This window comes from Pseudomonas sp. Ga0074129, from assembly GCA_001465025.1.
GTDB lineage: Bacteria > Pseudomonadota > Gammaproteobacteria > Pseudomonadales > Pseudomonadaceae > Aquipseudomonas.
This window is the reverse complement of sequence record LNDO01000043.1, coordinates 1-12,313: the sequence shown is the minus strand read 5'-3', so window position 1 is coordinate 12,313 and position 12,313 is coordinate 1. Positions and strand designations below refer to the sequence as shown.

Here is a 12,313-nt window from a genome sequence, read left to right as displayed (position 1 = left end):
ACAAAACAATCGACTAGATTGATTTATAAAGGATGGCGACTTAGTCTCTGACCAGAGTCAGGCTAAAGCAACTCGCAGGTCAGCTTGATGCGCAGCTTGATGATGCTGCGATTGGATTTAAACGTCAGGTTGTGGCTTTCACCAGCCGGCAGAGTGACGCGGCGGGTGCGCGGCGCTTCAGGGCCGCTGCGGAAAATGGCGGTGCACTTCGCATCGCTGCTGCCGTAGTTATAAAGCTGTAACGCGCCCATGTTGTGGTCGACTTCCTGTGAAGTGGCGGACACTTCGGCACCGTTGAGCTGTTTTTCCACCTCAATCGAGTAGGCCATGGCCGTCATGGGTAAGCAGACCAGCAGCGCGCAACAGAGTTGTTTCATCAGGGCAGTCTCCGGCCAAAAGAAGCCAGTTTAGGGCGATTACGCCGACGTGTGCACCCAAGAACCCGTGTACGGAAAAAGAATATGAAAGCCCCCCGCGTCACCCTTGATCAATGGCGCACCTTGCAAGCGGTGGTTGACCACGGCGGCTTTGCCCAAGCCGCCGAAGTGCTGCACCGCTCACAATCCTCGGTGAGCTACACCGTGGCGCGTATGCAAGAACAACTGGGCGTACCATTGCTGCGTATCGATGGGCGCAAAGCGGTGCTCACCGAAGCGGGCAATGTGCTGCTGCGCCGCTCGCGGCAACTGGTTAAACAGGCCAGCCAACTGGAAGACCTCGCGCACCACATGGAGCAAGGCTGGGAAGCCGAAGTGCGCCTGGTGGTCGATGCCGCCTACCCCAACGCGCGGCTGGTGCGCGCACTCACCGCATTTATGCCGCAAAGCCGTGGCTGCCGAGTACGCCTGCGCGAAGAGGTGCTGTCGGGCGTTGAGGAAGTGCTTAAAGATGGCAGTGCAGATCTGGCCATCAGCGCGCTGAACATCCCCGGCTTTTTGGGCGCAGAGATGAGTACCGTGGAATTTATGGCCGTGGCCCACCCCGACCACGCCCTGCACCGCCTGCAACGCGTGGTCACCTTTCAGGATCTGGAAACCCAGATGCAGGTGGTCATTCGTGACTCCGGCCGCCAGCAACCCAAGGATGTTGGCTGGCTCGGCGCTGAACAACGCTGGACGGTCGGCAGCCTGGCCACCGCCGCCACCTTTGTCAGCAGCGGCCTGGGCTTTGCCTGGCTGCCGCGCCACCTGATCGAACGTGAACTGGCCGATGGCCTGCTCAAACCGCTGCCACTGGATCAAGGCGCACGCCGTAATCCGCGTTTCTACCTGTATTCCAACAAGGACAAACCGCTCGGCCCAGCCACACAGATTATGATCGAGCTGATCCAGCGCTTCGACGCCATTCCATTGCATGCAGCCTTCGCTGCGCCCTTGCCCTCCAACTGAGAGATTGCGCCAGATGTCATTTTTTGATTACGACGGTTGCCAGTTGCACTACGAGGAATACGGTCACGGCGCACCGCTGGTTTTAGTGCATGGCCTTGGTTCCAGTACCCGCGACTGGGAATACCAGATCCCCGAACTCGCGCGTCACTACCGGGTGATTGCCCTGGATGTGCGCGGTCACGGCCGTTCCGACAAACCGCACGAGCGCTACAGCATCCAGGATTTTGCCGAGGATGTAGCGGCGTTGATCGAACACCTGCACCTGCCACCCGTGCATCTGGTGGGTATTTCCATGGGCGGCATGATCGGCTTTCAACTGGGCGTCGATCGCCCGGAACTGCTCAAGAGCCTGTGCATCGTCAACAGCGGCCCGGAAGTCAAAGCCAAGAGCCTGCGTGATTACGTAGAAATCGCCAAACGCTGGAGCCTGTCGCGCTTGCTCAGCCTCGATACCATTGCCAAAGCCTTGGGCAAGCTGTTGTTCCCCAAGCCAGAGCAGGAAGAGTTGCGGCAGAAAATCCGCCAACGCTGGCCGCAAAACGACAAACGCGCTTACCTGGCCAGCCTCGATGCGATTATCGGCTGGGGCGTGCGGGAACGTCTGAGCCGCATTATTTGTCCGACACTGGTGGTCACCGCAGACCGTGACTACACCCCGGTGGCACTCAAACAGGCCTATGTCGATGAAATGCCTAACGCTCGTCTACTGGTGATTGAAGACTCACGCCATGCCACACCGATGGACCAACCCGAACAGTTCAACAGCAGCCTGCTGACCTTCCTTGCAGAAGTCGACCAGGCCGCCTCAACCGCTAAACCACAATAAGGATCTCCCTGTATGTTCAAGACGCTTACCCTCGCCGCCTGCTCCGTCCTGTTTGCTGGCAGCCTGCTGGCCGCAGAAAACCCAAAAGTGCTGCTGACCACCAGCCTCGGTGAAATCGAGATCGAACTGGATGCTGAAAAAGCCCCCATCAGCACCGCCAACTTCCTCAGCTATGTCGACAGCGGCTACTACGCCGGCACCCAGTTCCACCGCGTGATTCCGGGCTTTATGGTGCAGGGCGGTGGCTTCGATGCCGACATGCAGCAGAAAGACCCTCAAGCCTCGATCAAGAACGAAGCCGACAACGGCCTGCACAACGTACGCGGCACCCTAGCCATGGCCCGTACCCAGGTGCGCGACTCGGCCACCAGCCAGTTCTTTATCAACCACAAAGACAACGCCTTCCTCGACCACGGCTCGCGTGATTTCGGTTACGCGGTGTTCGGCAAAGTGGTCAAAGGCATGGACGTGGTCGACAAAATCGCCCAAGTGCCAACCGCCAACCGTGGCGGCCATCAGAACGTCCCGCGCGAGCCGGTGCTGATCACCGAAGCCAAACGCCTGTAATCGGGCCTGCCAGGCGGGTGATCAATCCGCCTGGCGATAAGGCAACAGGCTGCGCGCCTGTTCGGCGTAGCCACGCACACCTTGCTGTTCTTCGGCGAGGAAGTTCGCCACCGCCGCGCGCAGGCCCGGATGGCAGAGGTAGTGCCAGGAATGGGTGATCACCGGTTCAAAGCCGCGAATCAACTTATGCTCGCCCTGCGCCCCGGCATCGAAACGCTGCACGCCATGGGCGATGGCGTATTCCATACCCTGATAGAAACACGTCTCGAAATGCAGCCGATCGAACTCGGCTAAACAGCCCCAATAGCGCCCATACAAACTGTCGCCACCGATGAGGCTGAAGGCCATGGCCACGGGCTTACCCGCCTGATGCGCCAGCACCACGCGAATCATCTGCGGCATGCGCTCGGCCAGCAGGCTGAAGAAGGCGCGGGTCAAGTACGGCGACTGGCCGCGCACACGGTAGGTGTTGGCGTAGCACAGGTAGACAAAATCCCACTCGGCCTCACTCAGTTGATGGCCTTCGCGCCATTCGAATTCAATGCCTTGCCCGGCGACCTGCTCGCGTTCCTTGCGCATCTGCTTGCGTTTGCGCGAGCTGAGCGTGTCGAGGAAATCCTGAAAATCGCGATAGCCACGGTTATGCCAATGAAACTGGCAGCCCAAGCGTTCCAGCCAACCTTCGCGCCCCCTCAGCAATGCATGCTCAGCCTCGGTGGTGAAGTTGATGTGCAGGCTGGACAGCCCCTGCACCTCTAAGTTGGCGGTCAGCTCATCCAACAGTTGCCCAACTGCGGCCGGCGCACCCAGCAAGCGCGGGCCGCTTACCGGCGAAAAGGGGATCGCCGCCAACAGCTTGGGGTAATAGTCGATACCCGCGCGGGAACAGGCATCAGCCCACGCGTGGTCGAATACGTACTCACCATAGGAGTGACTTTTCACATAGCTCGGCATCGCTGCCAACACCTGCCCCTGAGCATCTGCTAATACGCCATGGGCCGGTTGCCAGCCCGAGCGCCCGCCCACACTGCCACTGTCTTCCAGTGCCGCGAGAAAGGCGTGGCGCAAGAAAGGCTGCGCATCAGTCAGCAGCGCGTCCCACTGACTGGCGGCAATTTCATGGATGGAGTTCAGGCAGGTAGGCAACATCGGTAGCTCGGTGATTCGGGCAAGGCTGCACTATAGCGCCAAGCCCAGCGCCAGACACCTTGCCTGGCGCGATATGACCGTGTCAGCGAGTGGCCTTGTAGGCAACCATATACGGCAGTTTCTTGCTGGCCATCTTGCTCATTTCCTTGCGGTCGACGGAGGAGTAGCCGCCCAGCTCAGCCGCCTTGAAGCCGCTGTCACCCACCGGGCTGTCAGCCTGCAGCGCTACCATCAGCTTGGCTGCCTCGCCAATCGCGTCGCGGTAGTCGCCTTTGTCGCGCAGGTCGTACTCACTCAGATTGAGCTGGCCACGCAGCCAGTTGCCCCAGTAGAACTCGAGAAACTCAGGGGCCACGTCGCCCGAACGCGGTTTGTCGTAGGCCACCTCGCGGGTGAAATACACCAGCGCGCGGTAGGGATCATCGCCCAGATTGGCCAGGCCAAGCTGCGCTGGAATCTGCTCCGGTGTAATCACCTGACCTTGGCCATCCTTGAGCCAGACCTTGCGCGCGGCCTGCATGCGCTGCCAGAAGCTGGCCAGATCCGCGCTATCGCTGAAGTTGTCGGTCACCTTGACCCACATCTGCAGCTTGGCGCCGCCTTCGGGCTGCTCCCACAACGTGGTGAACGTATGGTGACCATCGGTCAGGTACAACTTACCCTCTGGGCCGACCACCACAGTTTTCATCTCACTGCTGCGTGAAGCCACTGCGCCCTGGCAACTGAAGCTGTCCGGCTGATGCAGATTGGCGCCCTTTGGCACCTTACTGCTTTCGCCCTGGCCATTGCCCTCGCAGTACTCATCGAAGAGTTTGTTCGGCTCTTTGGCAAAACGCCCGAGTTTGTAAAAAATCTGGTCATAACCCACCACGGCCTGGGTCGGGTGCAACTGTTCAAGGCGCACCTGCAACAACTCACCCGGTTTGGCCGCACGGTAATCCTCAGCCACAGCCGCAGCACTCATACCCGCCATCAGTAGCAACACAGCACAAACGCGCATCGGTCCTTCCCCACATAAAAATTGCGAAAAAAAGCCCCGCACTAGGCGGGGCTTAAAGATAGGAGCAGCAGTTGAGCGGTGTTACTTAGAACACGTACTGAGCTCGCAGGCTTATTGCATCGCCATCATCATCGCCATTGGCGTTCTCAATATCGTCGGCACTAGCTTTCAGGTAGTTGGCAGAAATCTTGACGGCTTCGTTGACATACCAATTCACACCCAAAGTATGCACTTTGGCACCAGCATCGATGCTATCTGCGGTCAGCCCTGCAATAGCACCGGCCGGCAGTCGAGGGGTTTCATCTACGCTAATGTTGTCATAGCGATAGAACACTTCCCAAGCGCCCAACTGCTTATCGTTTGGCTTGATCTTGTCAAACTTACCGCCATCGAGTTTATAGCTACGCGATTCGCCAGTCAGGGTGTAGGCCAGCTGTACGTTGTAGCCGGATGCCTCCAAGTCTTTGTCATTACCGTTCAGCGCCTCGGAACCCTCCGCAGTGCGGCTGAGGTACTCACCCTGGACGGAGAATGGGCCCATCATGTAAGCGGCTTCCAGGCTATAAGCACTGTCATCACCGTCCAAAAAGGCATCCCCATAGGTGCCGCGATTGCCGTTTACAGTGTCTTCAGTAGTGCCGCGTACGGACAGACGTGAACGAATGCGTTCGCGATAGCCTTCTTCTACGTCACGCGTGGCGTAGTTGAGGCCAAAGTGAAGAACCTGATCCGCTTCGACGATCGGTGCAAACACGCCACGCATAACGAAAGCATGGTTGTTCTCGCCATCTTCGTTTTGGAAGAACTCGTTGTCATCGCCGAGGTTTTGACGGTATGCACCGAATTCCCCATGGAATACGTCACCCAAGGTTGTGCGCAAACGAACGCCTTCACCATTCATATGGTCGTTGACCCAGGGCGCAAGATCATAGATGGCCGAGCGCTCGATGGCCGTGATCCACTTTGAGCTGACAGCCTCTTCAAGACCGAAAGTTGGATCCATCCGGCCAATGGTCAGCGTCACAGGCTTGAAACCAGTGTAAGAAATGGATGCTTCATCCCAATCGTCATCGGTACCGCTGTCGCCGAAATTACGGTTGAAGGTGTATTCGAAATCTTTGTAGGCAACACCAGAAATTTCTAGACGGGCGCGGCGCAGATACGTTTCGTCCGCGCGGTTACCGTTTGCGGTATACAAACCATCGAAGCTGTCAGCATCCACCTGCAGGCGGCCGCCAATTTTGAAGGAAAATGCTTTGTCGGTGGTGCCTACTTCCAGGCCACCCTTGGTCTTGACCACGATATCGGCGCCGTCAGTGGTAACGGTACCAGCGAAAGCCTGGGCGGAAACGGCCAGGGCCAGGGCGCTGGTAGCGAAGCCGGCCATTACTCCACGAAAGCTGTGCTTACGGATCATCGAAGATTCCTCTAAATGGACGTTAAGTGTTGAAAACACCCGAGCGCTAGGGCTCGTTCGTGCTGGAGGGAATCTTGGCGGGGGGTTATTTCAGCTCAATTGCTGTTATATGAATATTTGATGACAACGGAACTTTTTACTTCCTTTACATATAACCAGACAGCCCAGGGTCGGCTTATGGCTTGATAGCGATGCTTTCGGGTGTTGTCACGAGCAACTTCACGCATGTGACGAGGCCGCGCGGTGAATGCGTTAAACCACCCGCCGCTGATTGTGCTAAACCCACCAGAAGATTTTTGCCGCAAGCGGAACGATCCGGCACACTACGCGCCCCGAGCACGTGCTCGCTTTCAAGCCTGCAGACTCCGTATGTCCCGATCTCCGCTCCGCCGCCTCGTCTTTGGCATCTTGCGCCGCATGCTGTACCTCTGGGTGCGCTCTGAAACCATCAACCAATCCGCCTTTACCCTCAAGCTCGACCGCAGCAAGCCGGTGTTTTATGTGCTGCAGCAGCCCTCAACGAGTGATTTGGCGGTGGTCGACACCGAATGCCGCAAAGCCGGCCTACCACGGCCGATCTTGCCGGTGGCGGTGGGCGATTTGCTGGAACCTGCTGCGTTCTTTTATCTAACGCCGGAGCCGAGCTGGCTGGGCCGCCAGGACAAGCGCGGCATCTCGCCGACCTTGCAACGCCTGGTCAGCGCACTGAGCCAACAGGCCGTGGACGATGCGCAAATCATCCCGGTCAGCGTGTTCTGGGGCCAATCGCCGGACCGTGAAACCAGCCCGTGGAAGCTGCTGTTCGCCGACAGCTGGGCGGTTACAGGGCGACTGCGCCGCCTGGTCAGCATCCTGATCCTCGGCCGCAAGACCCGCGTGCAGTTCTCCACGCCGATCCATCTGCGCGAGCTGGTCGAGCAGGACAAAGGCCACGAGCGCACCCTGCGCATGGTTCAACGCATCCTGCGCGTGCACTTCCGCAATCAGAAGGCCGCCGTGATCGGCCCGGACGTGTCGCACCGGCGCAACCTGGTCAAAGGCCTGGTGCATGGCCCGCAGGTGCGCCAGGCGATCATCGAAGAAGCCGAACGCGAGAACATCAGCCTGGAGAAGGCTGAAAGCCAGGCCCTGCGCTATGGCAACGAAATCGCCTCGGACTACACCTACACCGCCATTCGCTTCCTTGAACTGGTGCTGAGCTGGTTCTGGAACAAGATCTCCGACGGCATCAAGGTCAACCATATCGAGGGCGTGCAGGAAGTCGCCCAGGGCCACGAGGTGATCTATGTGCCCTGCCACCGCAGCCATATCGACTACCTGCTGCTGTCCTACCTGCTGTTCCGCAATGGCCTGACGCCGCCGCACATCGCTGCGGGCATCAACCTCAACATGCCGGTGATTGGCGGCCTGCTGCGTCGGGGCGGCGCGTTCTTTATGCGCCGTACCTTCAAGGGCAACCCGCTGTATACCGCAGTGTTTAATGAATACCTGCACACCCTCTTCACCAAAGGCTTCCCGGTGGAGTACTTCGTCGAGGGCGGGCGTTCGCGTACCGGCCGCATGCTGCAACCGAAAACCGGCATGCTGGCCATTACCGTGCGCAGCTTCTTGCGCAGCAACCGCCTGCCAGTGGTGTTCGTGCCGGTGTACATCGGCTACGAGCGCGTTTTGGAAGGCCGCACCTACCTGGGCGAGCTGCGCGGCGCGAGCAAGAAGAAAGAGTCGATCTTCGACATCTTTAAGGTCATCGGCGCGCTTAAGCAGCGTTTCGGTCATGTATGGGTGAACTTTGGCGAGCCGATCAAGCTGGCGGAATTCCTCGACGGCGAGCAGCCCGACTGGCGCGAGCAGGATTACGGCACCCAGTTCCGCCCGGCGTGGCTGAATGAAACCACCGGCCGCCTCGGCGAGCGCGTGGCCCAGCACCTCAACGAAGCCGCGGCGATCAACCCGGTCAATCTGGTGGCCTTGGCGCTACTTTCCACCAGCAAACTGGCGCTGGACGAGCGCGCCCTGTCACGGGTGCTCGACTTGTACCTGGCCCTGTTGCGCAGCGTGCCCTATTCGCCGCACACCACCCTGCCAGACGGCAACGGCCAGGCGCTGATCGAATACGTGCAGAAGATGGACCTGCTCGCCGAACAAAAGGATGCCCTCGGCAAGATCCTCTATCTGGACGAGCAGAATGCCGTTCTGATGACCTACTACCGCAACAACGTGCTGCACATCTTCGCCCTGCCGGCGTTGCTGGCGAGCTTCTTCCAGAGCAGCGCACGGATGAACCGCGAGCAGATTTTGCGCTTTACCCGCGCGCTGTATCCCTACCTGCAGTCCGAGCTGTTTATCCGCTGGAACCTCGACGAACTGGACGCCGTGGTCGATCAGTGGCTGGCCGCCTTTGTCGAACAAGGCCTGCTCAAGCTGGATGGCGACATGTACGTGCGCCCGGCGCCCAGCTCGCGCGAATTCGTCCTGCTGACCCTGCTGGCCCGCGCCATCGTGCAGACCCTACAGCGTTTCTACATGGCCACCGCCCTGCTGCTTAACGCCGGGCAGAACGCCATCAGCGCCGAAGAACTGGAAGACCTCTGCACCGTGATGGCCCAGCGCCTGTCGATCCTGCATGGCCTGAATGCCCCGGAGTTTTTCGACAAGAGCCTGTTCCGCCACTTTATCCAGAGCCTGCTGGATCAAGGCGTGCTGCGTCAGGATGAAGCCGGCAAACTCAGCCACCACCCGTTGCTCAGCGAACTGGCCGAAGGCGCGGCCAAACGCGTGCTGCCGGCGGAGATTCGCCTGTCGATCCGTCAAGTGGCCATGGACCGCAACGAGGATGTCGCCGAGCCGGTGTAAGTCAGGGGAATTGTAGGAGCGGCCCATGACCACAAATAAGGCACATGCCTAGCGTGGTCATCGCGGGCATAGCCCGCGCCTACGTTCTGCGAGACTTGCATAACCGTAGGGTGGATGACGCTCTTTTCATCCACCCTACGATTTGGTGGATGGATAAAGCGTCAGCTGCGCGCCCCGATCCTCCCTACACAGCCCCAAGTCCTGCGAACGCCATGCCTCCAGACAACGACCCAACCCACAAACACTCCCGCGCCGAGTTTCATCAGGCCAACCAGGCTCGCGCAGAAGCTGAAGCCCAGCGCCTGCTGGCGGCCAAGCCCGAGCTGGGCGGGCGCTGGCTGAGTTGGGTCGCCGCGGAGTTGTACGCTCTCAAACCCGCGACCTATGCACAGATGGTGCGCCGTGAACTGCAGCGGCTAAGCGACGCCACCTGATTCAAGGGTGCGCGGACTTTTGCGTCAGCTCCTGACGGGTGCGGTTCTTGGCTTCGGCCAGTTTGTAAGCCACGTAATACTTGTAGATATTGCCGACATAATCGACCGTCTCGCGCCCCACTACTCGCGCGGCTGAATGTTCGACGTTGCCAAACCAGACGTTCTTGTCCAAGCCGGACTTCTCCGCCAAACGGCGAAACTTGCGCAAATTGCCGGGCCCGGCGTTGTACGCAGCAAAGCTCAGCAGGGTGCGATTCATCGGCGTCAGCTCGGGGTCATTGAGGTATTTATCGGCCAGCACACGCATGTACTTGCTGCCGGCCTCAATGTTTTTATCCGCACTTTTGTCGATGCCCCTGATGCCCACCACCGGGTCTGCAGCGGTACTGGGCAACAGTTGCATAATCCCCACCGCACCGCGTGGGCTACGCGCAGCCTGATTGAGCTGCGACTCCTGATACCCCTGAGCCATCAACATCAGGTGATCGAAGTCATAGGTGCCGGCATGCTTCTCGAATAAATGAACCAACGCATTGAACTTTGCCAGCTCAGCTTCGCTGGCGGCGTTCAGCACACGCGTGCTGTTTTTCACGTACTTATTGCGCAGGTTGTTACCAAATGCCGTGCCTGCTTTGTGCTTATCCACAAACGCCGCCAGTTCCTGCTTGAACAGCGGGCTGCTCTTGCGAATCGCCCAGGCGAATTCGGCCCCCTCACGGATATAAAAACTGTCATGGATCTTCAACCGGGTATACAGCGGGCTCCAGGCCTCGGCGATGTAGCGGTCCACCACCACGGCATTGAGCAAGCCGGCGTTGAGCATTTCCAGCAGGTCTTCGGATTCCAGATTTTCATCCGCGGGGATGATTTTGATCGGCTTTAACCCGCGCGCCTTGAACTGCCGGTTAATCCCCACCAAATGCTCGAAGTAGCTGCTGGAGGCGCGTACGGTCACCTCTTGCCCGGACAAGTCCTCCAGCCGACTCAGCGCTGCGCTGGACGGCCCAGTGATGACCGCTTCACGGATATTGCTGGAAAATGGCGCGGCAAAGTCCACCGTATGCAGCCGCCCTTCCGTAATCGTCAGGCCCCCGGCGGCTATATCACCGCCGCCACTGAGCAACTTGGGCATCAATTCGTTACGCGCCACCGGAATAAACATCACCTGCCAGCGCAGCGACTTTTGCGGGTACGGGTGATGCCGGTTCAGCCACACCTCCAGCGCTTTACCCAATTCATAACTGATGCCCTGCTGACGGCCACGGTCGACCATAAAGAAGGTTTTGCTATACGGCACCAGCACCCGCACCAAACGGCGCTCACGCATGCCATCGAAGTCGCCAATCCAGTCATCCGGCACTGGCAACACCAGTTCTTCCACTTCGGCCTCTTCAGCCTCATCCAGTTCAACCGCCAGCCAGTCGAGCGCAATCGCCTGTGCCGACAACGAAACCGCCGCCATCAGCACCCCGACCAACAGTGCACTGCCCATCCCCAAACGCCCTCTCATCCACACTCCCCCGCCTGAGTTATCCGGCCTGCTGCGTCAGCTCTCATCAATACTGGCTCAGGCCCTGTATTGGCGCCAGGCATCCGTCATTTGTGTATGTGGTTTGGGGGGCCACTCTCCGTTAAGCTCCAGTTCCTGCCCCTCACCCACAAGGATGCTCATCATGCTTCGTCTACTGACCCTGGCTGCCGGCTTAGCGCTTTCCACTAGTGCCATGGCCCTCTCCCTCGCCGACCTAACCCAGGGCGATGCCAGCGGTGGCCTCAAAGATGCCCTCAGCCAAGGCGCTAAAGTGGCCGTGCAGCAACTGGGTAAACCCGGTGGTTTCAGCAACAACCCAGACGTGCGCATCGAACTGCCGGGCAACCTCGGCAAAGCCGCCAAGACCATGAAAATGATGGGCATGGGCGCGCAGGTGGATCAGCTTGAAGCGAGCATGAACAAAGCCGCCGAAGCCGCCGTGCCGCAAGCACAAGCCCTGCTGCTCGACTCCGTGAAGAAAATGACCGTGCAAGACGCCAAAAGCATCCTCAGCGGCCCGCAGGACTCCGCCACCCAATACCTGAACAAAACCAGCCGCGAGCAACTGCGCGCCAAGTTCCTGCCCATCGTCAAACAAGCCACCGCGCAGGTCGGCCTGGCCAAGCAATACAACAGCTTCGCCGGCCAAGCCGCGAGCTTTGGCGTGATCGATGCGAAAAGCGCGAATATCGAGAACTATGTAACCGAGCAGGCGCTGGATGGTCTGTTTGCCATGATCGCGGAACAGGAAGCCAGCATCCGTGAAAACCCGGCTGGTGCGGCGACTAGCTTGGCTAAAAAGGTGTTTGGGGCTTTGTAAGAAGGGTGACGTAGATGTGAAAAAGCCAGGCTGTGAGGTCTGGCTTTTTTATGCGACACCAAGTCAGAACTGGATGCGCTAGCCAAACTCTTTGTCGGTCAGCCTAGCTCGCTTAAACTCCACCGCCCGACCGTAAAGTCCAGAAGCCCAAGGAAGACCCATGGCTAAATTTCTCAACACCAGCGCCACCAACTACTACTTGGAAGAAATGATCAAGACGGCAAAAGACCGGGCGGCCGCGGAAACTGAGTGCAACACCTGAACCTTTCGGTAAGGTGTCGGCCCTATGTCCTATCACGAACTCAGCATTGAAGAACGCGTCACGATC

Annotated in this window: 11 protein-coding genes; 6 read left to right on the top strand and 5 right to left on the bottom strand. The window is 59.0% G+C overall.

Annotation, left to right across the window (positions count from 1 at the left end; genetic code table 11):
• Positions 1 to 62: 62 nt before the first annotated feature.
• A complete protein-coding gene (locus AUK77_RS02780) occupies positions 63 to 377 on the bottom strand; it encodes a 3-phosphoglycerate kinase (protein WP_296125842.1) in 315 nt (104 codons plus the stop codon).
• Positions 378 to 461: 84 nt separating this feature from the next.
• Between AUK77_RS02780 and AUK77_RS02775 the strand changes: the two genes are divergently transcribed.
• Genes AUK77_RS02775 through AUK77_RS02765 form a run of 3 tightly spaced genes read left to right on the top strand, consistent with a single transcriptional unit; the run spans position 462 to position 2,781 of the window.
• Complete coding sequence (locus AUK77_RS02775) at positions 462 to 1,388, top strand: LysR family transcriptional regulator (protein WP_296125840.1); 927 nt, start codon at positions 462 to 464, stop codon at positions 1,386 to 1,388.
• Between the two features lie 13 nt (positions 1,389 to 1,401).
• Complete coding sequence (locus AUK77_RS02770; RefSeq protein ID WP_296125838.1) at positions 1,402 to 2,214, top strand: alpha/beta hydrolase; 813 nt, start codon at positions 1,402 to 1,404, stop codon at positions 2,212 to 2,214.
• A 12-nt stretch (positions 2,215 to 2,226) separates the two neighbouring features.
• Positions 2,227 to 2,781 carry a peptidylprolyl isomerase gene (locus AUK77_RS02765; RefSeq protein ID WP_296125837.1) on the top strand — a complete coding sequence of 185 codons (555 nt, stop codon included), beginning with the start codon at positions 2,227 to 2,229 and terminating at the stop codon, positions 2,779 to 2,781.
• A 21-nt stretch (positions 2,782 to 2,802) separates the two neighbouring features.
• On the opposite strand, the gene AUK77_RS02760 is transcribed toward AUK77_RS02765, so the two are convergent.
• The 3 genes from AUK77_RS02760 to AUK77_RS02750 form a co-directional block, all read right to left on the bottom strand.
• Positions 2,803 to 3,930 carry a GNAT family N-acetyltransferase gene (locus AUK77_RS02760; protein ID WP_296125835.1) on the bottom strand — a complete coding sequence of 376 codons (1,128 nt, stop codon included), beginning with the start codon at positions 3,928 to 3,930 and terminating at the stop codon, positions 2,803 to 2,805.
• Between the two features lie 82 nt (positions 3,931 to 4,012).
• Positions 4,013 to 4,930 (bottom strand): ParB/Srx family N-terminal domain-containing protein, encoded by a 918-nt coding sequence (locus AUK77_RS02755; protein ID WP_296125833.1) that lies wholly within the window; start codon positions 4,928 to 4,930, stop codon positions 4,013 to 4,015.
• A gap of 85 nt (positions 4,931 to 5,015) precedes the next feature.
• Positions 5,016 to 6,347, bottom strand: coding sequence for a porin (locus AUK77_RS02750; RefSeq protein WP_296125831.1), 1,332 nt, complete (start codon positions 6,345 to 6,347; stop codon positions 5,016 to 5,018).
• Between the two features lie 369 nt (positions 6,348 to 6,716).
• Between AUK77_RS02750 and plsB the strand changes: the two genes are divergently transcribed.
• Both plsB and AUK77_RS02740 read left to right on the top strand, forming a co-directional pair.
• Positions 6,717 to 9,200 carry a glycerol-3-phosphate 1-O-acyltransferase PlsB gene (gene plsB, locus AUK77_RS02745; RefSeq protein WP_296125829.1) on the top strand — a complete coding sequence of 828 codons (2,484 nt, stop codon included), beginning with the start codon at positions 6,717 to 6,719 and terminating at the stop codon, positions 9,198 to 9,200.
• A gap of 212 nt (positions 9,201 to 9,412) precedes the next feature.
• A complete protein-coding gene (locus AUK77_RS02740) occupies positions 9,413 to 9,634 on the top strand; it encodes a hypothetical protein (protein ID WP_296125827.1) in 222 nt (73 codons plus the stop codon).
• 1 nt (position 9,635) lies between these two features.
• Here AUK77_RS02740 and AUK77_RS02735 read toward each other — a convergent pair whose 3' ends face one another.
• Positions 9,636 to 11,096, bottom strand: a complete 1,461-nt coding sequence (locus tag AUK77_RS02735; RefSeq protein ID WP_296125942.1) for a lytic transglycosylase F — start codon at positions 11,094 to 11,096, stop codon at positions 9,636 to 9,638.
• A gap of 211 nt (positions 11,097 to 11,307) precedes the next feature.
• Between AUK77_RS02735 and AUK77_RS02730 the strand changes: the two genes are divergently transcribed.
• On the top strand, positions 11,308 to 11,985 hold the full coding sequence (locus AUK77_RS02730; protein WP_296125826.1) for a DUF4197 domain-containing protein: 678 nt from the start codon (positions 11,308 to 11,310) through the stop codon (positions 11,983 to 11,985).
• Positions 11,986 to 12,313 lie beyond the last annotated feature (328 nt).

What these genes read in the sequence shown, in the direction of transcription:
- AUK77_RS02780 (WP_296125842.1), bottom strand. Translation starts at nt 377, where the DNA reads ATGAAACAACTCTGTTGCGCGCTGCTGGTCTGCTTACCCATGACGGCC.
- AUK77_RS02775 (WP_296125840.1), top strand. Translation starts at nt 462, where the DNA reads ATGAAAGCCCCCCGCGTCACCCTTGATCAATGGCGCACCTTGCAAGCG.
- AUK77_RS02770 (WP_296125838.1), top strand. Translation starts at nt 1,402, where the DNA reads ATGTCATTTTTTGATTACGACGGTTGCCAGTTGCACTACGAGGAATAC.
- AUK77_RS02765 (WP_296125837.1), top strand. Translation starts at nt 2,227, where the DNA reads ATGTTCAAGACGCTTACCCTCGCCGCCTGCTCCGTCCTGTTTGCTGGC.
- AUK77_RS02760 (WP_296125835.1), bottom strand. Translation starts at nt 3,930, where the DNA reads ATGTTGCCTACCTGCCTGAACTCCATCCATGAAATTGCCGCCAGTCAG.
- AUK77_RS02755 (WP_296125833.1), bottom strand. Translation starts at nt 4,930, where the DNA reads ATGCGCGTTTGTGCTGTGTTGCTACTGATGGCGGGTATGAGTGCTGCG.
- AUK77_RS02750 (WP_296125831.1), bottom strand. Translation starts at nt 6,347, where the DNA reads ATGATCCGTAAGCACAGCTTTCGTGGAGTAATGGCCGGCTTCGCTACC.
- plsB (WP_296125829.1), top strand. Translation starts at nt 6,717, where the DNA reads ATGTCCCGATCTCCGCTCCGCCGCCTCGTCTTTGGCATCTTGCGCCGC.
- AUK77_RS02740 (WP_296125827.1), top strand. Translation starts at nt 9,413, where the DNA reads ATGCCTCCAGACAACGACCCAACCCACAAACACTCCCGCGCCGAGTTT.
- AUK77_RS02735 (WP_296125942.1), bottom strand. Translation starts at nt 11,096, where the DNA reads ATGGCGGCGGTTTCGTTGTCGGCACAGGCGATTGCGCTCGACTGGCTG.
- AUK77_RS02730 (WP_296125826.1), top strand. Translation starts at nt 11,308, where the DNA reads ATGCTTCGTCTACTGACCCTGGCTGCCGGCTTAGCGCTTTCCACTAGT.